At 74.5% G+C, this 19,488-nt stretch carries 16 protein-coding genes; 7 read left to right on the forward strand and 9 right to left on the reverse strand.

Annotation, left to right across the window (positions count from 1 at the left end; translation table 11 throughout):
- Window positions 1-62 precede the first annotated feature (62 nt).
- From ACYVQV_RS09735 to rfbD, 5 genes are read right to left on the reverse strand one after another with little or no spacing between them, the layout of a single operon-like run.
- On the reverse strand, window positions 63-1,091 hold the full coding sequence (locus tag ACYVQV_RS09735) for a lysylphosphatidylglycerol synthase domain-containing protein (protein WP_461023085.1): 1,029 nt from the start codon (window positions 1,089-1,091) through the stop codon (window positions 63-65).
- Window positions 1,088-1,888, reverse strand: coding sequence for a class I SAM-dependent methyltransferase (locus ACYVQV_RS09740; RefSeq protein ID WP_461023086.1), 801 nt, complete (start codon window positions 1,886-1,888; stop codon window positions 1,088-1,090). Before ACYVQV_RS09740 ends, ACYVQV_RS09735 begins: the two co-directional genes overlap by 4 nt.
- A complete protein-coding gene (locus tag ACYVQV_RS09745) occupies window positions 1,885-3,729 on the reverse strand; it encodes a hypothetical protein (RefSeq protein ID WP_461023087.1) in 1,845 nt (614 codons plus the stop codon). Before ACYVQV_RS09745 ends, ACYVQV_RS09740 begins: the two co-directional genes overlap by 4 nt.
- The gene (locus ACYVQV_RS09750) at window positions 3,722-4,819 is read right to left on the reverse strand and encodes a glycosyltransferase family 2 protein (protein WP_461023088.1); all 1,098 of its coding nucleotides are present in this window, start codon (window positions 4,817-4,819) and stop codon (window positions 3,722-3,724) included. Before ACYVQV_RS09750 ends, ACYVQV_RS09745 begins: the two co-directional genes overlap by 8 nt.
- Complete coding sequence (gene rfbD, locus ACYVQV_RS09755; protein ID WP_461023089.1) at window positions 4,816-5,691, reverse strand: dTDP-4-dehydrorhamnose reductase; 876 nt, start codon at window positions 5,689-5,691, stop codon at window positions 4,816-4,818. The genes ACYVQV_RS09750 and rfbD overlap by 4 nt, the downstream gene beginning before the upstream one ends.
- A 143-nt stretch (window positions 5,692-5,834) precedes the next feature.
- Between rfbD and ACYVQV_RS09760 the strand changes: the two genes are divergently transcribed.
- From ACYVQV_RS09760 to ACYVQV_RS09790, 7 genes are all read left to right on the forward strand, one after another.
- Window positions 5,835-6,458: a dTDP-4-dehydrorhamnose 3,5-epimerase family protein gene (locus tag ACYVQV_RS09760; protein ID WP_461023090.1), complete on the forward strand. Its 624-nt coding sequence runs from the start codon at window positions 5,835-5,837 to the stop codon at window positions 6,456-6,458.
- A 132-nt stretch (window positions 6,459-6,590) separates the two neighbouring features.
- A complete protein-coding gene (locus ACYVQV_RS09765; protein ID WP_461023091.1) occupies window positions 6,591-7,274 on the forward strand; it encodes a class I SAM-dependent methyltransferase in 684 nt (227 codons plus the stop codon).
- A complete protein-coding gene (locus ACYVQV_RS09770) occupies window positions 7,271-8,872 on the forward strand; it encodes a DUF2142 domain-containing protein (protein ID WP_461023092.1) in 1,602 nt (533 codons plus the stop codon). Before ACYVQV_RS09765 ends, ACYVQV_RS09770 begins: the two co-directional genes overlap by 4 nt.
- On the forward strand, window positions 8,859-9,578 hold the full coding sequence (locus tag ACYVQV_RS09775) for a glycosyltransferase family 2 protein (protein WP_461023093.1): 720 nt from the start codon (window positions 8,859-8,861) through the stop codon (window positions 9,576-9,578). Before ACYVQV_RS09770 ends, ACYVQV_RS09775 begins: the two co-directional genes overlap by 14 nt.
- A 91-nt stretch (window positions 9,579-9,669) precedes the next feature.
- Window positions 9,670-10,197 (forward strand): GtrA family protein, encoded by a 528-nt coding sequence (locus ACYVQV_RS09780; RefSeq protein ID WP_461023094.1) that lies wholly within the window; start codon window positions 9,670-9,672, stop codon window positions 10,195-10,197.
- A 54-nt stretch (window positions 10,198-10,251) separates the two neighbouring features.
- Entirely contained in the window at window positions 10,252-12,936 is a 2,685-nt protein-coding gene (locus ACYVQV_RS09785; RefSeq protein ID WP_461023095.1) for a SpoIID/LytB domain-containing protein, read from the forward strand.
- Complete coding sequence (locus tag ACYVQV_RS09790; protein ID WP_461023096.1) at window positions 12,933-13,928, forward strand: glycosyltransferase family 2 protein; 996 nt, start codon at window positions 12,933-12,935, stop codon at window positions 13,926-13,928. The genes ACYVQV_RS09785 and ACYVQV_RS09790 overlap by 4 nt, the downstream gene beginning before the upstream one ends.
- A 3-nt stretch (window positions 13,929-13,931) precedes the next feature.
- Here ACYVQV_RS09790 and ACYVQV_RS09795 read toward each other — a convergent pair whose 3' ends face one another.
- The 4 genes from ACYVQV_RS09795 to ACYVQV_RS09810 are packed head-to-tail and all read right to left on the reverse strand — an operon-like array spanning window position 13,932 to window position 19,436.
- Window positions 13,932-16,451: a glycosyltransferase gene (locus ACYVQV_RS09795; RefSeq protein WP_461023097.1), complete on the reverse strand. Its 2,520-nt coding sequence runs from the start codon at window positions 16,449-16,451 to the stop codon at window positions 13,932-13,934.
- A complete protein-coding gene (locus tag ACYVQV_RS09800; RefSeq protein ID WP_461023098.1) occupies window positions 16,448-17,656 on the reverse strand; it encodes an ABC transporter ATP-binding protein in 1,209 nt (402 codons plus the stop codon). Before ACYVQV_RS09800 ends, ACYVQV_RS09795 begins: the two co-directional genes overlap by 4 nt.
- On the reverse strand, window positions 17,653-18,489 hold the full coding sequence (locus ACYVQV_RS09805) for an ABC transporter permease (protein WP_461023099.1): 837 nt from the start codon (window positions 18,487-18,489) through the stop codon (window positions 17,653-17,655). The genes ACYVQV_RS09800 and ACYVQV_RS09805 overlap by 4 nt, the downstream gene beginning before the upstream one ends.
- Complete coding sequence (locus tag ACYVQV_RS09810; protein WP_461023100.1) at window positions 18,486-19,436, reverse strand: class I SAM-dependent methyltransferase; 951 nt, start codon at window positions 19,434-19,436, stop codon at window positions 18,486-18,488. The genes ACYVQV_RS09805 and ACYVQV_RS09810 overlap by 4 nt, the downstream gene beginning before the upstream one ends.
- Between the last annotated feature and the right edge of the window lie 52 nt (window positions 19,437-19,488).

Consider the following 19,488-nt stretch of genomic DNA (forward strand, 5'->3'; position numbering starts at 1 on the left):
CCGACGGACCCCCACTCGGACGCGGACCCGACGGACTCTGACCGGGGCCCGACCGGGCCGGCTCAGCCGCCGGCGGTCGGGTCCCCGTCCCCAGCCCGGGGCGTGGCCTGTCGGTCCGGGCGCAGCAGGCTCGCGGACGCGGCCGCCAGCCCGAGGTCCGCGACGACACCGGCGACCCGCACCACCAGGGCGACCGTGAGGGCGGCGGCCCCCGGCAGCGTCGTGCCCATGACCAGCACGAGCAGCCCGTCGCGGACCCCCGCCCCGGCCGGGGCCACGACCGCGAGGAGGCCGACCGACCAGCCGAGCGCGAAGGCGCCCACGGCGAGCGGGCCGTCCCCGGGCCCGGCACCCAGTGGGGCGGCCACCAGCCACAGGGCGGCCCCGTAGGCGAGCCACGCGAGCACCAGCCAGCACACCGCGCCCGCCCACGCGAGCCAGCGGGACGCGTGGGTGGGCGCCGACGCCACCTCGTCCCCGGGTCCGCCGGGTCCACCGGGTCCGGCGACGGCCCTGGTCGGGCGCAGCACCTCCAGGCGGCTCAGCAGCACCCGCAACAGCGGCGGCACGGTCAGCGCGACACCGGCGAGACCGCCGGCCACGAGCAGTCCGCCGGGCACGGGCAGCACCTCCGCGGGCAGCGTCGCCCCGGCGACCACCGCGCCGGTGGCCAGGTGCACGACGAGGAACACCGTGGTGGCCAGCGGCAGCACCCGCCGCGGCAGGTGGAAGCGGTGCGCCACGGCGACCTGGGCCGCGAAGGGCCACACCGACCCCGGGACGTACTTACCCGCCTGCGTGACGTAGAACAGCCGGTGCGCCGTCAGCAGCGGCAGGCGGTGCCCGAGCAGCCGCAGCGCCAGCCGCCACGACTCACCCGTGCACACGACCCCGAGCACGGTGACGACGAGGGCAGCGACCGCCGCGCCGGGGCCGACGGACGCCAGGGACGCGCCTACCGCCTCCCGGTCACGCCACACCGACCAGACCCCGAGCCCCACGGCGGCCACGAGCGCCGCGTAGGCCGCCGCGGTCAGCAGCCGTCGGCGGCCTCCGGCGGCCGGCCGCGCCGCGCCGCCGGGGACGGTCACCGTGCTGCGGGGGACGCGTGGGCCCGCAGCAGCGCCGTCTGACGAGGCAGCGGCAGGGTCGGCGCGAGGCCGCGGTGGCGCGTGACCTGCAGACCGCTGCGCCGGACCGCGTCGTCGTACCGGGAGCGCTGCGCGTCGTCGAGGAGGAGGACGCCACCCTCGGCCAGGTGGCCGGCCGCGGCGAGCAGGCACTCGGCCCGCGCCCGGCCGTCCACGACGACCAGGTCCCACGGCCCCGTCGCGCGCTCGACCGCCGCCACGTACTCCGCGAAGTCCAGCCCGGGAGCCACCACGCTGCCCACGCGCGGCGCGCCGGAGGGCTCCGGGCGCACCACCTCGAGGTGCACCCGGGCGGCCAGGGCCGGGTCCCGGTCGAGGAGGGCCGAGACGCGCCGCGCCCAGTCGTCGTCGTGCTCCACCGAGTGCACGTGGCCGCTGCGCGCAGCCAGCCACAGCGTGCTCGCGCCGGAGCCGTACTCCAGCACCCGCGCCGTCCCCCCGAGCGAGGCGAGGTGGCGCTCCACGGCCTCCGTCGCCGGGTAGGTCCACCACGGCACGTCGAGCTCGGCGAGGCGGTCCAGGTCGTAGATCGCGACCAGGCTCCGGACGTGGTGCGCGGCGCTGCCCCGACGCGGGACCGGCCCCGACAGCAGGCCGACCCCGCGGGCCGCGCGCCCCAGGCCGTGGGCCCCGGCGACGTACACCCGCTTCGCGACGCCCACGACCCGGCGGGCCGCTGACAGCCGCGCCGCGGGGGCAGCCGTGCCGTCCGGTCCGGGGGCGGGGGTGGAGCTCATCCCTGGTCCTCTCGCTCGTCGTCCTGGGGGTCGTCCTGCGGGTCGTCCTGGGAGGAGCCGGCGGGGACGTCGAGGCGTCGCAGGACGCCGTCCGCGCCGGCGACGAGCACCACGGGCTCGCCGACGTCGGGGGCCACGGCGCGCCAGCCGAGGGCGGGGTGGGTCGCCAGACCCGCCTGCGTGACGTCGGGTCGCGGCAGGTCGACCAGCCCCGCACCGACGACCCGGCCCGCGGCGTCCGCGACCAGGACGCAGTCGGCCGGCTCCCCGCCGACCACCGTCCACCCCTCGACGCGCAGCCCGTCACCGCGGACGACGCCGTCGACCTCGCCCTGCAGCGACGCGCCCGGCGCGGAGGCAGGTACGGGCTCGAGGGCGTCGAGGTCGACCCGGTCACCGAGGTCCGCGCCTCCGCACGCCACGTCGAAGTCGTCCGTGAAGGGGTAGACCCCGAGCCGCTGCGCCAGCTCCCGGGTCCCGGGCGGTACCGGGCGGGCGCCCACGACGTCCACGGCGTCGACCCGCAGCCCGACGGCCAGCAGCTCCTGCTCCGGGAAGATGGCCCGGGTGGCGCCCGCCGCACCGGCCGCCAGGCCGGTCGTGACGAGCGCACCGACCACGAGGCCCGAGGCGACGAGCGGCTCGCGGGTGGCCGGGACGCGCCACGCCGAGACCGCCGTCCCCAGCACCGCGGTGGTGACGAGGATGCTCACGGGCGCGTACCGGCTGGCGAGGCCGACAGCACCGCCCAGCTCGGGCCGCGAGGCCGCGATCATGGCGGCCGCCCCGGCGCCCAGCAGCAGCAGGGCGGGGAAGAACACGGCCGGTCGGGGCGGGACCGGCGTCCCCGGCCGCGGACCCTGCGAGCCCGGCCCCTGCGAACCCGCACCCTGCGGACCCGGCCGGAGCAGACGCACGCAGGCCGCCGCGCCCACGGCCGCCAGCACCGCTCCCGCCAGCGCCGCCGTCTCCACCGAGGAGGACGCGGTGAGCCCGCCGACCGTCGAGAAGAACGTCAGCACCCGGTCCGGGACGGACGGGTCGACCTGTGCCTGCGGACCGGTGGCGGGCCCGTCGAGGACGAACCACCCCGCGAGCACCAGCGCACCCAGCACCAGCGGGGTCAGCACCCGCAGCACGCCGTCGCGGCGCAGCAGGGCGACGAGCGCCAGCGCCGGCCACACGGGGAAGGCCGTCCCGTAGCAGGCGCTCGCGGCCCCCGCCGCGACGACGCCGGGCACGAACCTGCCGCGAGCGGCCAGGACGAGGGCGGCCGTGGCCAGCAGGTTCGCGGACCACCACGCGACGCCGCTCATGCCGAAGACGACGTTGTGCACGCCCTTCATCGAGAAGGCCAGGAAGGCGACGGCGACCACCGTCGCGGCGCGCACCCACACCGGCTGCCAGGTGGGCAGCTCGCGGACCACCAGGACGGCGAACCCCGCGGCCATCAGGACGGTCAGGACCCCCAGACCCCGGTTGGAGCCCGAGAGGACGGTGGCGTCCAGCCAGTACACGACCCCGGGCAGGAACGTGGGGTGCTCGTTCTGCAGCGTCAGCACGCCCCGCAGGTCCAGGCCGCCGCTCGCGGTCGTCACGCGCTGCAGCACGTACCAGTAGTCGTAGAAGTTCAGCCGGGGGGCGGTGAGGGCCGCCGACAGGATCAGGGCGAGCGGCAGCCCCGTGCCGACGACCACCAGGAGGGTCCGGACCCACCGCACGGTCCGCGCCTCGCCGGGACGACCGGGCCCACCCGTCGGCGGCCCGGTCGCGGTGCTCACGTCGGTGCCGGCCGGCTCCTTCTCGGCCACGTCCTTCTCGGCCACGTCCTTCTCAGCCACGTCCCGGGCCGCGCCCGTGCACGCTCTGCTCGGCCACCAGCCGCAGCGGCTCGTCCTCGCGGAGGCGACGTGACACCAGCAGCTCCGCCAGGATGCCCAGGGAGACGAGCTGGACCCCGACGAGGACGAGCAGGACCCCCGCGAGCAGCAGCGGCCGGTCGCCGATCGGCTCCGCCGTCACGGCCCAGACCACCGCGAGGTAGGCCAGGACCGCGCCACCGAGCACTCCGAGCAGGATCCCGGCCCCACCGAGGAGGTGGTTGGGCCGCCGTCCGAAGCGCGTCAGGGCGACCACCGTGAGCAGGTCGAGGGCGCCACGGGCGTACCGCTCCAGCCCGAACTTGGACCGACCGTGCACCCGGGCCCGGTGGTTGACGCCCTTCTCCTCGACGGCGAACCCCGCCGAGTGCGCGAGCGCGGCGATGTAGCGGTGCAGCTCTCCGTACAGCGGGAGGTGCTCGAAGACCTCGCGGCGGGCCACCTTGAGGCCGCAGTTGTGGTCGTTGAGACGCAGCCCCGTCACCAGTCCCGTGACGCGGTTGTACAGCCGCGAGGGCAGCCGCTTGTGCAGGGGGTCCTTGCGGTCGACCTTGTGGCCGCTGACCAGGTCGGCCCCCGCCTCGATCCGGGCGAGCAGCGCGGGCAGCTCGGCCGGGTCGTCCTGCAGGTCGGCGTCCATCATCGCGACCAGCTCACCGCGCGAGGCCGAGACGCCCGCCGCGAGCGCGGCGGACTTGCCGAAGTTGCGGCGCAGCCGCAGGCCCACGACGCGCTCGTCGTCGGCGACGAGCCGCTGCACGACGTCCCACGACCCGTCCCGGCTGCCGTCGTCGACGAGGACGAGCTCCCAGCTGCGCGGTGCGCCCGGGACGGAGGGGTCCAGCGCGGTGCGCACCTCGTGCAGCAGCTGCGGAAGCGACTCCGCCTCGTCCACGAGCGGCACCACCACGGACAGCTCGGGTCGCTGCGGGTCGGGCTGGTGGGGGTCGGGCTGGTGAGGCTCGGGCTGGTGGCGCTCGGGAGCGGCGGCGCGGGCGTGCTCGACGGGGACGGCCGCGCCGGTGGTGCGCTCGGTGGGGGCGGTGCTCACGCCGCTCCCCCGGCCGGCGCGGCCACGTCCGCCAGGACCGACGGCGCGGCCACCGCCCAGCGCTCCGCCCAGTCCCCGACCGGCTGCACACCCGCGGCGACCAGGGCGTCGTGCCCGAGGACGGAGTACGCCGGGCGCGGCGCAGGGCGCACGTAGGCGTCGGAGGTCGTCGGCCGGACCATCGCGGGGTCCAGACCGGCGGCCGCCACGACGGCGCGCGCGAAGCCGCACCAGCTCGTGCGGCCCGACGAGGTGGCGTGGTACGTCCCGGACGGGGCGCCGGCCGCGACGAGCCGGACGGCGAGGTCGGCGACGTCCCCGGTCCAGGTCGGCTGGCCCACCTGGTCGTCCACCACGTCGAGGTGGTCCCGCGAGGCCGCCGCCCGGGCGATCGTCCGGGGGAAGCACCCGCCGTTCGCCCCGTACAGCCACGCGGTGCGCAGCAGCAGGTGCCGGGGCGCGTGGGCGCGCACCGCCCACTCCCCCGCCAGCTTGGTGCGGCCGTAGGCCGACACCGGCGCCACCACGGCGTCCTCGGCGTACGGGGTCGTGGCGGCCCCGTCGAAGACGTAGTCGGTGGAGACGTGCACGACGAGCGCGTCGTGCCGGGCGGCGGCCCGGGCCACGTGCGCCGCGGCCACGGCGTTCACCGCGAACGCCTCCGGCTCGTGGGCCTCGGCGTCGTCGACGGCCGTCCACGCGGCGCAGTTCACCACGACGTCGTGACCGGCGACGGCGGCCTCGACGGCGGCGTGGTCGCCCACGTCGACCACCGAGCGGTCGGCGGCGGTGACCTCGTGGCCCGCCGCCCGCGCGGCCTGCACGACGTCCTGTCCCAGCATCCCGGCTGCCCCGGTGACGATCCACCTCACGGGGGTCGACCCTACCTGCCGGCCCCCGGGGAACCGGGTTCGCCGGGCCGCGTCCCGGCCGGCCGCACCCGCCTGCGGCGCGCCGCTAGCCTGGCCACCGCCGGCGGTTCGGCCGGCCGCCCCGTCACCGCAGGAGGACCACCGTGCAGATCCGTCCGCTGTCCGTCGACGGCGCCTACGAGGTCACCCCACGCCAGTTCGGCGACCCCCGCGGGGTCTTCCTGGAGTGGTTCCGCACGGAGGCGTTCACCGAGGCGCTCGGCCACCCGCTCGACCTGGCGCAGGCGAACTGCTCGGTGTCCGCGGCGGGCGTGGTGCGGGGCATCCACTTCGCGGACGTCCCGCCCGGCCAGGCGAAGTACGTCACGTGCGCCCGCGGGGCGGTGCTCGACGTGGTGGTCGACCTGCGGGTCGGCTCGCCCACGTTCGGCCGGTGGGACAGCGTGCTCCTCGACGACGTCGACCGGCGGGCCATCTACCTCGGCGAGGGGCTCGGGCACGCGTTCATGTCGCTCGAGGACGACTCGACGGTGCTCTACCTGTGCTCGACCGGGTACGCACCGGAGCGCGAGCACGGCGTCCACCCGCTCGACCCCCAGGTGGGGATCGAGTGGCCGACCACGGCGCGCGACGGCTCCGCGCTGACGCCCCAGCTGTCGGACAAGGACTCCGCTGCCCCCTCCCTGGCCGAGGCCGCCGACGCGGGGCTGCTCCCGGACGCGGCGGCCGTGGCGCGGTGGACGGACGGGCTGCGCTCCGGGCGCTGACGGGCGGTCCGCCGGCCGGCGGAGAGGGGCCGGACGGGGGTGGGCCGGGTGGTACATTCCTGCGGTCCCGACCGGGCGCCGGGTACCCCTCCGGGCGCTGCCGGCGAACACCACAGAACCAGGAGACCAGGCGTGGCGGAGAGCCCGACCGACGGGACCGGCACGTACGTTCCCGGTTACTTCGAGACCCGACTCGCCCCCAACGCCTCGCGCAGCGGCGTGTGGAAGCACATCTGCGACTACCTGGGGCGCCGGTGGGTCGCCGCCGACGCGGCGGTCCTGGAGCTCGGCGCGGGCTGGTGCGACTTCAGCAACCACGTGCGAGCCCGTCGCGTCGTCGCGATGGACCTCGACGCGACCGTCCGCAAGGGCGCGGCCGACCACGTCGAGGCCGTCGTGGGCGACTGCGCCGACCTGTCCCGGTTCGCCGACGGCGAGTTCGACGTGGTCTTCGCCTCCAACCTCCTGGAGCACCTGGACCGCGAGACCGCCGGCCGCCTGCTGGCCGAGTCCGCGCGGGTGCTGCGACCTGGTGGTCGGCTGATCCTCATGCAGCCGAACTTCCGGCTCAACCCGGGCGGGTACTTCGACGACTACACGCACGTCGCGATCTACACCGACCGCTCCCTGCACGACTACCTCGTCTCCGAGGGGTGGACGGTCGAGGACGTGCGCGCCCGCTTCCTGCCCCTGTCGATGAAGTCCAAGGCGTCGGGCCTGACCTTCCTCGTGCCGTGGTACCTGCGGTCCCCGGTCAAGCCCCTGGCGGGGCAGATGCTGGTGGTCGCCACGCCGTCGCGTCCCGCGCCGCGGTGACCGCCGGGGTGACCGCGGGGCCGCAGGAGGGGGCGACCGCCTCGCCGCCCGGGGCCGTGGGGCGCCGACGCGGAGCCGGCGCGCGGGTCGCGGGTCTGCTCGTGCTGCCCTACCTGCTGCTCGGGCTGGTCTGGTCGGTCACCAACCCGCCCGGCGCCTCCCCCGACGAGGCCGACCACCTGGTCAAGGCGCTGGCCGCCGCGCGGCTCGACATCGGCACCGCGTACGAGGGGGAGCCGCGCGACACGGCCGCCGGACGGCGCAACGCCTCGATCAGCCGGGTGGTGGAGGTCCCCGCCCGGCTGGCCCCGGACGGCTTCACCTGCATGGCCTTCTCCACGGTCCCGCCGACCTGCCTGCCGGCCGACGACGGCGTGGAGCCCGGGCTCGCGACGCGGGTCACCACCGTGGGCGCCTACCCGCCGTTCGGGTACGCCCCGATGGGGCTGGTCGCCTCGCTGGCCGACACGCCGAACCGCGCGTTCCTGCTCGCGCGGCTGACCGGCCTGGCGATCTCGACCGGCCTGCTGTTCCTCGGCGTCTGGCACCTCGTCCGCTGGCTGGGGCGGGGGGCGGCGGTGGGACTGGCCGTGGCCCTGACCCCGATGGCGGTGTTCTCCGCGGCCTCGGTGTCGACCAGCGGCTTGGAGATCATGTCCGCGGCGGCCGTCGGTGCGGTCGCCGTCGTGGCCACCCGCCACCCCCGCTCGCTGGCCGACGGCCCGACGCTGGCGGTGCTCGCGGTGTCGGCCTCGGCCCTCGTCCTCTCCCGCCAGCTCGGGGCGGTGACCCTCGGCATGATGGCCCTCGTGGTGCTGCTGCGTGGCGGGGCCCCGGTGGTGTGGGAGCAGCTGCGCCGGCTGCGCCCGGCCTTCCTGGCCGCAGCCGGCACGGTCCTGGCCGCGACGGCCGTCGTCGTCACCTGGGAGCTGCGTTACGACCACCCGGCCGAGACGGGCACGGCGCTGTCCGCCGACGCGGCCGGGACCTTCTGGGAGCAGGCGTACGGCTACGTCCACTCCGGGGTGGGCAAGTTCGGCTGGCTCGACACCCCGCTGCCGGGGACGGCCGTGGCGGTCTGGGTCGTGGTGGCCGTCCTGCTGTGCGCCGGGGCCGTGCTGCTCGGCCGGCGCGGGGACCGGTGGACGGTGACGGCCACCGTCGCGCTGACGGCCGCGGTCGCGTACGTCACGCACGCCACCGTGTTCCACCCCATCGACGCCTCGCTGCAGGGCCGCCACGTCATCGCGCTGTTCCTGCTCGCCCCGCTGCTGTCCGGCGTGGTGCTGGTCGAGCGGCTCGTCGAGCTCGGGGACCCCGTCCGGGACGCGGTCCGTCGCCTCTTCGTGCTGGTCGGCGTGTCGATGGCGGGGCTCCAGCTGTTCGCCCTCCTCGTCAACGCCAGGCGCTACGCCGTGGGCCTGGACGGCCCGATCCTGTTCCTGGGCGACGCGGTCTGGGAGCCACGCCTCGGCTGGCTCCCCTGGCTGCTGCTCGCCGCCGTGGCCGCCGTCGGGCTGGCCGTGACCACCGTCCGCAGCGCCTCGTCGCCCCTTCGCGCGCCCGCACCCCCTGGAGAAGCCCATGTGGAGAGGTAAGACCCTCTCGGTCGTCCTGCCGACGTACAACGAGAAGGACAGCATCGCGGAGACGATCCGCCGCTTCGAGGCGCTCGGCATCGTCGACGACATCCTGGTCGTCAACAACAACGCCGCCGAGGGGACCTCCGAGGAGGTCGCCACCACCGGTGCGCGCGAGGTGCTCGAGACCACCCAGGGCTACGGGGCCGCCATCCAGCGCGGCCTGCGCGAGGTCGACACCGACCTCGTCTGCGTGTGCGAGCCGGACGGCACGTTCGACCCCGGCGACCTGTTCAAGCTGCTGCCGTTCACCACGGAGTGCGACTTCGTCGTCGGGTCGCGCACGGTCTCCAACTTCATCTGGGAGGGCGCCAACATGGGCTGGTTCCTCCAGTGGGGCAACTGGGCCGTGGCGAAGGTGATCGAGGTGCTGTTCAACACCTCCTACCTCAGCGACGTCGGGTGCACGTTCCGCGTGGTGTCCCGTGAGCGGGTCCGGGACGTCCTCGCCCACGCCACCGTGAACGGCTCCTCGTTCGGCCTCGAGATGCTCATGCTCGCGGTGATCCGGCACGCCAAGATCGTCCAGGTGCCCGTGAACTACCACCCCCGCGTCGGTCACTCGTCCGTCACCGGTGACATCCGCAAGACGATCCCGCTCGGCCTGGAGATGCTGCGGATGGTCCTGCGGATGCGGGTGCGGATGGCCCGCCTGCGCCGGTGACCCCCGCCCCGGGGGGCCCGCGCGCCGTCACGGCCGCGCGCGGCGCCTCCGGGCTAGGCTGGAGCGCCCCTCCCCCGTCGAGAGCAGGATCATGACGCCCACCAACCGGCTCGGACGCGCCTGGTCGGCGCTCGTCCGCCAGCTCGCGGCCTTCGGCGCGGTGGGTGCCGTCGCCTTCGTGGTGGACGTCGGCCTCTTCAACGTGCTGCGCTTCGCCGGTGAGGACGGCGGCGTCCTCGCCGACCACGTCCTGACGGCCAAGGTGGTCTCCTCCGCCGTCGCCACGGTCGTGTCCTGGCTCGGCAACCGGTACTGGACCTTCCGCCGCACGCGGCGGCCGGCCGCCCACCACGAGTTCGTGTGGTTCGTCGTGATGTGCATGCTCGGGCTCGCGATCAACCTCGCGATCCTGTGGTTCTCGCACTACGTCCTGGGCTTCCAGTCGGCGCTCGCCGACAACATCGCGGCGAACGTCGTCGGGCTCGGTGCCGGCACCCTCTTCAGGTTCTGGGCCTACCGGCGCTTCGTCTTCACGCACGAGATCGCCCAGATCGAGGGGGAGTCCCCCGAACAGGTGAACGAGGCTCACGCGAAGTCACCGATCGCGCACCGTCCATGACCTAGACTCCACGCCGGGTGGAGCGACCCCGTCCACCCGGGGGAGGTCAGGTCAGTGTCCGCGTCACCGTCCGTGCCGTCGTCGGCCCGGCCCCCGTCGTCACGGCGCCGCCTGGTCGCCCTCGTTCTCGTGCTGCCGCTGCTGCTGGCCGGGTTCGTCAGCCTCGACCCCGTCGCCCGGCCGGCCGCCGCCGACGACGTCGTCCAGCGGCCCCCGGACGGGCAGGTGAACGTCAGCGGGCGCGGTTTCGGGCACGGCCGCGGGCTCAGCCAGTACGGCGCCTACGGGGCCGCGCTCCAGGGTCTGACGCACCGCCAGATCCTCGGCTTCTACTACGCGAGCACCGGCATCGGCACGACCGCCGTGACGCAGCGCCGGGTGCTCCTGACCGCCGAGGACGCCGACCTCGTCGTCACGAACGTCCCGGGCCTGCGCGTCACGGACGCGGCGACCGGCGCCGTCATCGACCTCGGCCAGTACGCCGGGACCTGGGGCCGGGTCCGGATCGGGGTCGACGCGGGCGGCCTGTACGTCCAGGGGGACGCAGGCGGCGGCCAGTGGGTCACCCTCGGCAACCCGGCGTGGCCAGGCAACCGGACCCCCGGTCCCCTGACGCTGTCCGGCGCCAGCCCGCTGTGGCTGTGGACCCCCTCGGGCGCGGTGAGCCCCTACCGCGGCCAGCTCACCGCGACACGCAGCGGTCAGGCGACCAAGCCGCTGTACGTCGTCAACACCGTCGGCATGCAGGACTACCTGCGCAGCGTCGTCCCGTCCGAGATGCCCGCGTCCTGGCACCTCGAGGCGCTCAAGGCCCAGGCCGTGGCCGCCCGCTCGTACGGGGCCCAGCAGTGCCCGCAGGGTGGCACCTACCCGGCCACCTGGGCCTACGACGTCGTCGACACCGTCGCCTGCCAGGTCTACCGCGGCATGGGCGTCGAGCAGCCGCGCAGCACCTCGGCGGTCGACGCGACCTCCGGCGAGGTCGTGACCTACGCAGGCACCACCCTGCGCACCGAGTTCAGCGCGTCCAACGGCGGGTGGACCGTCGCCACCTCCCACCCCGCGTTCGTGGCGAGGGCCGACCCCTACGACGCCATCGGTACCGGGGCCGCCGGCACCACCGACTCCGTGCACCGCTGGGCGGACCAGCGACGCAACATGGCCGACCTGGAGTCGCGGTACGCCCTGGGCACCCTGCGCGAGATGCGCGTCGTCCAGCGGGACGGCAACGGCGAGTGGGGCGGCCGCGTGCTGAACGTCCAGCTCGTCGGGACCAGCCGCACGGTCAACGTCACCGGTGACGCCATCCGCTCCGCCTGGAGCCTGCGCAGCAACTGGTTCGACGTCCGCCCCGTCGTCGCGCCACCCAGTGCACCCGGCCAGGTCGCCGCCGACCCGGCCCCCGGCGCCGTGTCGACCTGGTGGACCCCCGGCGAGGGCGGCGGACCCGTCGACCACTGGTGGGTGTCCCTGCAGCCCGGCAACCGCGTGGCCAAGCTCCCCGCGGGCACCCGCGAGTACCTGTTCGACGGCCTCGACCTCAACACCGCCTACACGGTGACCGTCACGGCCGAGGGCCCGGGCGGCGCGTCAGCCCCGAAGCAGGGCCCGACCGTCGTCCCGGGCCCGGAGCTCGGCGAGTACGTCCCGCTGGACCGGCCCCACCGCCTGCTCGACTCGCGGACCGAGGGCGCCGCGGGACGGCTCGCTCCCGGGACCACCCGCCTGGTCGGGGTGGCCGGCAAGGGGCCCGTGCCCGGCAGCGCCACGGCCGCCGTCCTCAGCGTCGTCGCCGTGGGCACGAGCCGCGAGGGCAACGTCTCGGTCTGGCCGGCCGGCTACGTGCAGCCGCCCACGTCGAACGTCAACTGGACGACGGCGGAGACCGTGACGGCCAGCGTGTTCGCCGACCTCGGCGCCCTCGGCGCGGTGTACCTGCGCAGCCAGGGGGACTCGCCGTACGTCGTCGTGGACGTCGTCGGGTACGTCACACCCCAGCCGGGAGGCGGGCAGCGGTACACGGCCCTGGACAGACCCTCCCGCGTCTACGACACGCGCCCGATCGCCCGCCCGTTCAGCACGCCCCAGGAGACCCGGGCGATCCCGCTCGCCGGCCGCGGTGGGGTCCCGGCCGGCGCCCGCGGGGTGCTGACCACGGCGACCGCCGTGGGCGTCACCGCACCGGACACCCACCTGAGGCTGTGGCCGACCGGCCAGCCCCCGGCCCCGACCTCGGTGCTCACGATGCAGCGTGGCGACACGCGGGCGGTCACCGCCCCCGTGGCCCCGGGCACGGGCGGCCAGGTCACGGCCTACGTCGCGACCCCGTCCACCCACCTCGTGCTGGACGCCACCGGGTGGTGGGGTGACGCAGGGAGCCGGTTCAGCCCGCTGTTCCCGCGGCGCGTCGTCGACACGCGCTCCGGCCTCGGCGGTGGGGCCCTGACCAACGGCGGGGAGCTCGTGGTGGACGCGCGCGCCGCCGGTGCCCCGGCGAACGCCACGGACGTCGTGCTGAACCTCACCGCCCCCCGCGGGTCCGGGACCGGCTACCTGCAGGCGTGGGACGGGCAGGGCGCCGCCCCCGCCACCTCCGTGCTGAACACCATGCCGAACCGGACGACGGCCAACGTGGCGGTCGTCCCCATCGGACCGGACGGCACGGTCCGGATCCGGTACGCCAGCGACGGCCCGTCCCGTCACCTCGTCGCCGACGTCCAGGGGTTCTTCGCCCCGTGACCCGACCCGTCCCCGGGGGCCGGTGGCCCACCACGCGCGTCGTCGTGGTCACCTACGGTTCGCCGCAGCTGCTCGACCGGTGCCTGGAGTCGTTGGCCGGTCAGAGCGTGGGCCGTGAGGCGCTCGACGTGGTGGTCGTCGACAACCTCGGCGACCCCGCCACCGCCGAGGTCCTCACCCGGCGCCCGTGGGTCGGCGTCCGCCGACCCGAGCGCAACCTGGGGTTCGCCGGGGGCGTCGCGCTCGGACTGGCCGACAACCCCCACCCCGTGGCGGTCCTCGTCAACGACGACGCGTGGGCCGAGCCCCGCTTCGTCGAGGCGCTGCTGACCCGCCTGGCCGACCCCGCCGCCGCGGGCGTCGGCGCCCTCACCGGACTCGTCCTGCTCGACGGCGAGGGCACGCGCGCGAGCGGCGACGACGCCGTCGTCAACTCCACCGGCAACCTCGTCGACCGCTGGGGCAACGGGCGCGACCGCGACTGGCTCGTGCGCCGCGGCGAGGAGAGCCCGGCCGGGCCGGTGTTCGGCTTCTGCGGCGCCGCCGTGGCACTGCGCCAGCAGGCGCTCGAGGAGACCGGCGGCTTCGACCCGTCGCTGTTCCTCTACTACGAGGACACCGACCTGTCGTGGCGGCTGCGGGCCCACGGCTGGCAGGTGGAGTACTGCCCGGAGGCGGTGGTGCACCACCGGCACGCGGCCACGTCCACCGAGGGCAGCCCCCTGTTCACGTACTACAACACGCGCAACCGGGCGCTCGTCGCCGTGCGCAACGCTCCCGCGGCGACGGCCGTCCGCGTGCTCGCGCGCGCCGTCCTGGCCGCGTTGGCCGCTCCCCTGCTCGGACGGCGGCTCGGTCCCGTGGAGCGGGCACGGCTGCGCGGGGTCCGGGACGCGCTGCTCGCCCTGCCCCGCGCGCTGCGCGGACGCCGGGACCTGTGGGCGGGCACGCCCACGGGTCGCCGCCGGGAGGTCGCCCGCCTGCTCGCCTGAGGCTCAGTGGGCCGCGCCGGTGAGGCGCTGGCGCAGGATGCGGCGCACCCGGCCGAGACCGCGGCGCACCACCTCGCGGGCGCCGCCCTCGGAGAGGTACCGACGGGCGAGCGCGACGTCGTCGCGCACCGTGGGCCGCGGGGCCTTGAACGTCCGGCCACGGACCACCGGCTGCCCGAGGGCGTCCACGAGGTCGGCCGCCCGCCGCGGGTCGCGGCAGAACGTCGTGAGCGGCTCGAGCGTGCGGCTCCAGTGGAAGTCGGTGGCGATGTCGGCGACCGCGGCCCGCGCCGCGGCCACCGCCTCCTCGTCGTAGAGCATCCGCTCCAGCGCCTGCTCCAGCGCCTCCACGTCCTGGGCCGGGACGGTCACGCCCAGCCCTCGCTCGCGGATCAGCGAGCCGAAGGTGTCGCCCTCGGTGGCCACGACGGGCAGTCCCGCCCACAGGTAGTCCAGGATCCGGGTCCGGAAGGAGAACGCCGTCTCGACGTGCTGCAGGTGCGTGCTCACGCCCAGGTCGGCGTCCAGCAGGTACTCGGCGCGCCGCTCGTAGGGGACCCACCCCTCGTTGAAGAACACGACCTCGTCGGTCAGGCCCAGCCGGTCCGACAGGTCACGGGTGTCCCAGCCCATCTTCATGTCCGGCACGCCGGGGTTGGGGTGCCGGGTGCCGAGGAAGAACAGCCGGACCTCGGGGCGACGCTCACGCAGCCGGGCGACGGCCTGCACCAGGGTCAGCGGGTCGAACCAGTTGTAGATCCCGCCGCCCCACAGGATGACCTTGTCGTCCGGCCCGATGCCGGGGACGACGCCCTTGATCGCGCCCCGCTCCCGCGTCGGCGGCGTGTCGGGGATCCCGAACGGCACGACGGCGATGAGCGAGCGCAGGGACTCGTCCTGGTCGTAGGTGGCGGGATTCAGCCGGCCCAGGGCGGCCATCTGGCCCATCCAGAAGTCCCGCTGCTTCTCGGAGGCGCACAGGATGAAGTCGCCACGCTCCAGCTGCTCGTTGAGCATGCGGGTGGTCTCGGCGACCATGTGCTCGCGGCCCTCGGGGCCCTTGTCCTTGGCCTGCTCGAGCTGCTCGAGGTGGATGGGGTCGTAGACGTCGACGACGATCGACTTCCGGGTCTCCTTGACCCACGGGAAGCTCTCCAGCAGGAACCCCTGGAAGATGATCACGTCCGACCAGGCGACGTGACCGCGCAGGTCGCTGCCGCTGGCGTAGGACACCTCGTAGTCCGCCGCGGTGACCTTCGCCCCGGCGAGCGAGACCAGCCGCACGTCGTGCTCGGTGGACAGGGTCCGCGCCATCTCCCAGGCGCGGATAGCCGGCCCGGCCATCCGCTCGGACAGCGGCTCCCCGGTGACCACGAGGATGCGCCTGCGGGTGGCGAACAGCTCCTCGATGCCCGCCGCCTCGACGACGTGGGTGTGGGCCTCCAGGTAGCTGGCGACCGGGTACGCGGGCTCCATCGCCTGGCGGAAGAGCGGGAAGAGGTCGCGGTCCGAGCGACGGCGCGCCTTCTGCAGCCGCCGCCGCTCCTCGGTCAGGCCGGGGAGCTGCTCGACGAGGTAGTCGATGGCGTAGGGGCCGGTCAGCGCCGTCTTGTCGAGCGTGAGCGTCGGCACGTCCTCCTGGCCCGGCGAGCGCTGCAGGTCCAGCGCGGTGGTGTCGGTGTCGGTGCGGGCCAGGCTCCGGCGGACCGCCAGCGCCATCGCGGCGGGCAGCACGCGGGCGAGCGTCTCGTCCGAGTAGTTCTTGTACATCGACAGCAGAGCGTTGCGCTCGAGCAGGTACGTCTCGCGGTAGCTGCCGAACTTGTTCATCGTCGCGTGGTGGCGGTGGTAGGCGATCGACCTCGGCTCGTAGCGCACCCGGTGCCCGAGGAGGTTCAGCCGCCACCCGAGGTCGACGTCCTCGTAGAACATGAAGAAGCGCTCGTCGAAGCCGCCGACCTCCCGGAAGAGCCGCGCCGGCATGAGCATCGCCGCACCGGTGCCGAAGAGGACGTCGCGGGGGACGTCGTACTCCGGCGAGTCGGGTCGGGTGACCTCGCGCTTGTACCCCATGCCGAACCAGGTCATCGACCCGTCGACGTAGTCGATGGTCTGGCCCTCCCAGTCCAGGACCTTGCTCGCGACGCAACCGATCCCCGACTGGCGGGACAGCGTCTCCACCGCGGCGGAGACCCACTGGGGGTGGGGACGGGCGTCGTTGTTGAGGAAGGCGACGACGTCCCCGGACGCGTGCGCGACGCCCAGGTTGCAGCCGCCCGCGAAGCCCAGGTTGGAGGGTGCCTCGACGAGGACGACGTCGGGGCACTCGCGCCGGATGACCTCGGCGCTGTCGTCGCCGGAGGCGTTCTCGACGACGACCACCTCGAGCTTGTCGGCGGGCCAGTCGAGGTCGGCCAGCGAACGGACGCAGGTCACGGTGTCCTGCGCGCCGCGGTAGTTGACGACGACCACGCTGACGGTGCCGGGGCGCGTCACCTTGCCGCCGACGTGCTGGTTGCTCACGAAGTGGTCTCCTCCAGGTCGGTCCAGCGGGCGCCGAAGGCCACGATGCCGCCGGACTCGCGCGGCTGGCCGAGGTGCACGTCGAATCGGTAGCAGTGCCGCAGGAAGTCGAAGACGTGCTGGGTGGTCCAGTCCACGACCGAGGCGATGACGTCGAACGTACCGGGCTGCAGCGGCAGGCTGGGCACCCGACAGTCGACGTGGCCGGTGCCGCTGATGCTGTCGTAGACGACGCCGGCGTCCCGGCTGTTGTACGCCCACACGTACACGCCGTCGACGTTCTCCAGCGCCAGGCCGAAGACCGGCTTGGTGATCGTCTCGTCGGCCCGGTAGTGCAGCCGGATGGTCATCTCCTCGCCCGTGCGGACGGTCGAGGTCTCCCGGCCCTGGCCGTCGAGGACCTCCACCTTCGTCAGCCGCGCCTCTCCGGAGCCGTGCCGGGCCTGGGCCGACACGTCGGGCTCGACCCGGTCCTCACGGGTCTCGTCGACGTACTCGTCGACGAGCTGGTCCGCGCGCCCGGCGCGAACGAGGCGCCCGTGCTCCAGCCAGGCCGCCTCGTCGCACATCGTCCGCATCGTGCCCATGGCGTGGCTGACGATCACGACGGTCTTGCCCGCCCGGCGGAAGTCCGCGAACTTCTCCATGCACCGCGCCTGGAAGGACGCGTCGCCGACGGCGAGCACCTCGTCCACGAGCAGGATGTCCGGGTCGACGTTGATGGCGACCGAGAAGCCCAGCCGCACGTACATGCCGGAGGAGTAGTTCTTCACCGGCTGGTCGATGAACTGCTCGACCCCCGCGAACTGGACGATCTCGTCGAAGCGCCGCTCGATGTCGGACTTGCCGAGACCGAGGATCGAGCCGTTGAGGTAGACGTTCTCGCGCCCGGTCAGCTCGGGGTGGAAGCCGGAGCCGAGCTCCAGCAGGGCCGCCACGCTGCCCGTGGAGCGGACGCTGCCGTGGTCGGGGGTGAGGATCCGGGCCAGGCACTTGAGCAGCGTCGACTTGCCCGAGCCGTTCTCGCCGATGAGCCCGAACGTGCTGCCCACCGGCACCTGGAAGCTGACGTCGCGCAGGGCCCAGAACTCGTCGTACTTGGCCCTCCCGCCACGCATCAGCGCCGCCTTGAGGGACTGGTTGCGCTCCTTGTACAGGCGGAAGCGCTTGGAGACGTCGCGGACGTCGATCGCGACCTCGCTCACAGCTCCTCCGCCAGGGCGTGCGCACGGCGCCGGAAGACCCACGTCCCGACCACCAGGCTCACGGCGGCCGCCCCGACGCACCACAGCACGTCGTCCGCGGCCGGCGCGACGTTGTCGTAGAGCATGGCCCGGAAGGCCGAGACGAAGTGCTCCACCGGGTTGAGCCCCCACAGCTGCTCGAGCGGCACCGAGCGGCCGAGCCGCTCGGCCAGCGCCTCCTCGGCCTGCCGGACGTAGGGCAGCGGGTACAGGATCGGCGTCAGGTAGAACCAGACCTGCAGGGCGATGGTCGTGAAGTGGCGGGTGTCGCGGAAGTAGACGTTGGCCACGGCGAGCAGCATCCCGAGCCCGAGGGCGAAGCACAGCAGCAGCAGCATGAAGACCAGCACCAGCGGGATCCACACGAGCAGCTCGGAGCCGAACAGCAGCAGGGCCACGACGAGCACGAGCATCTCGGTGCAGAAGGTCACCCCCAGCGCGAGCACGGCCGAGCCGACCAGCACCTCCCGCGGGAAGTAGACCTTCTTGACGAGGTTCGCGTTGCCGACGACGGAGTCCAGACCGGCCGTGATGCCACCGCTGAAGAAGGTCCACGGGACCAGACCGCACAGCAGCCACAGGGCGAACACGTCGATGCCGGTCTTCTCGCCCGGTGGCACCTGGACGCGCAGCAGCAGCCCGAAGACGACCGTGTAGATCAGCATGGTCGCGAGCGGGTTGATGAGCGACCAGAGGTTGCCCAGCAGCGTCCGCTTGTAGCGGCCGCGCACCTCGCGCATGGTCAGGTTGAGCAGCAGCTCCCGCGACGCGACGGCGTCCTGGAGGACGCTCACGACCCGTTGGCCGATCGCAGGCGGCCGTACACCGCCCGCACCAGCCGGGTCGAGCGCAGGGTCCGGGTCGCGTACAGGCGCTCCACCTCGGAGCCGGCGTGCTCGGCGGCGTGCTCGGCGGCCTCGGCGCGACGCTGCTCGCGGTCGAGGTCGGCCCGCAGCCGCTGGACGAGCCGGTCGCGCTCCCCCAGCTCGCGGTGCGCACGCGCGAGGCGCTCACCCGCGACCTGCAGCTCGAGGTTGAGCTCGTGCAGGCGCTTGACCGCCTCCGAGCCGCGGTGCGGCACCGCGCTGAGCACGAACTGGTAGGTGGTGGCGTCGGCGTCCTGCTCGATCCGCTCGACGAGCTCGGGCGGGAAGTCCTCGCGCCGGACGCCGAGCTCGGTGGTGAACAGCGGCGTGGTGGTGCGCCGGAAGTCGGCGGCCACGAAGCCGGACTCGGAGAGCATCTGGTGCACCGCCGAGCGGGTGAAGAACCGCAGGTGCGTGCTGTCCAGCAGACCCGTGGGGGTGTAGTCGAAGCGACCCTGCAGCAGCGCGAGGCGGACGTCGCCGTGCGCCACGTGCGGCAGCGAGATGACGACGTACCCGTCGGGGGTCAGCAGGTCCGCGGCGCGGCGCAGCACCCGCTGCGGGTCCTTGAGGTGCTCGAGGACGTCGCCGAAGACCACGACGTCGAACGTGTCGGCACCGCAGACCTCGACCAGGTCCACGGTCTCGAGGTCGGCGACGACGACCTTCTCCAGCACGTCCTCGGCCTGGGCCGCGGCCTCGGGGTCGTACTCGACACCGACCACCGTGCAGCCGCGGTCCATGAGCACGCGGCCGAGGTAGCCGCTCGCGCACCCGACGTCGAGGACGCGCTTGCCGGTGCCGACCAGGTCGACCATGAGCCCGTGGCTCGACGACAGGTTCGTCGGGTCCACCGTGGTGTCGTACTTGGACATCGTCCTCCAGCCGTCGCTGCCGGTTCGCCGCCACCGGTCGTCGCCGCCGGGC

The sequence above is a fragment of the Thalassiella azotivora genome (assembly GCF_054781695.1).

Excerpts from the sequence above, each read along its gene's own strand:
- ACYVQV_RS09775 (WP_461023093.1), top strand. The coding sequence starts at position 8,859 with ATGTGGAGAGGTAAGACCCTCTCGGTCGTCCTGCCGACGTACAACGAG.
- ACYVQV_RS09740 (WP_461023086.1), bottom strand. The coding sequence starts at position 1,888 with ATGAGCTCCACCCCCGCCCCCGGACCGGACGGCACGGCTGCCCCCGCG.
- ACYVQV_RS09780 (WP_461023094.1), top strand. The coding sequence starts at position 9,670 with ATGACGCCCACCAACCGGCTCGGACGCGCCTGGTCGGCGCTCGTCCGC.
- ACYVQV_RS09810 (WP_461023100.1), bottom strand. The coding sequence starts at position 19,436 with ATGTCCAAGTACGACACCACGGTGGACCCGACGAACCTGTCGTCGAGC.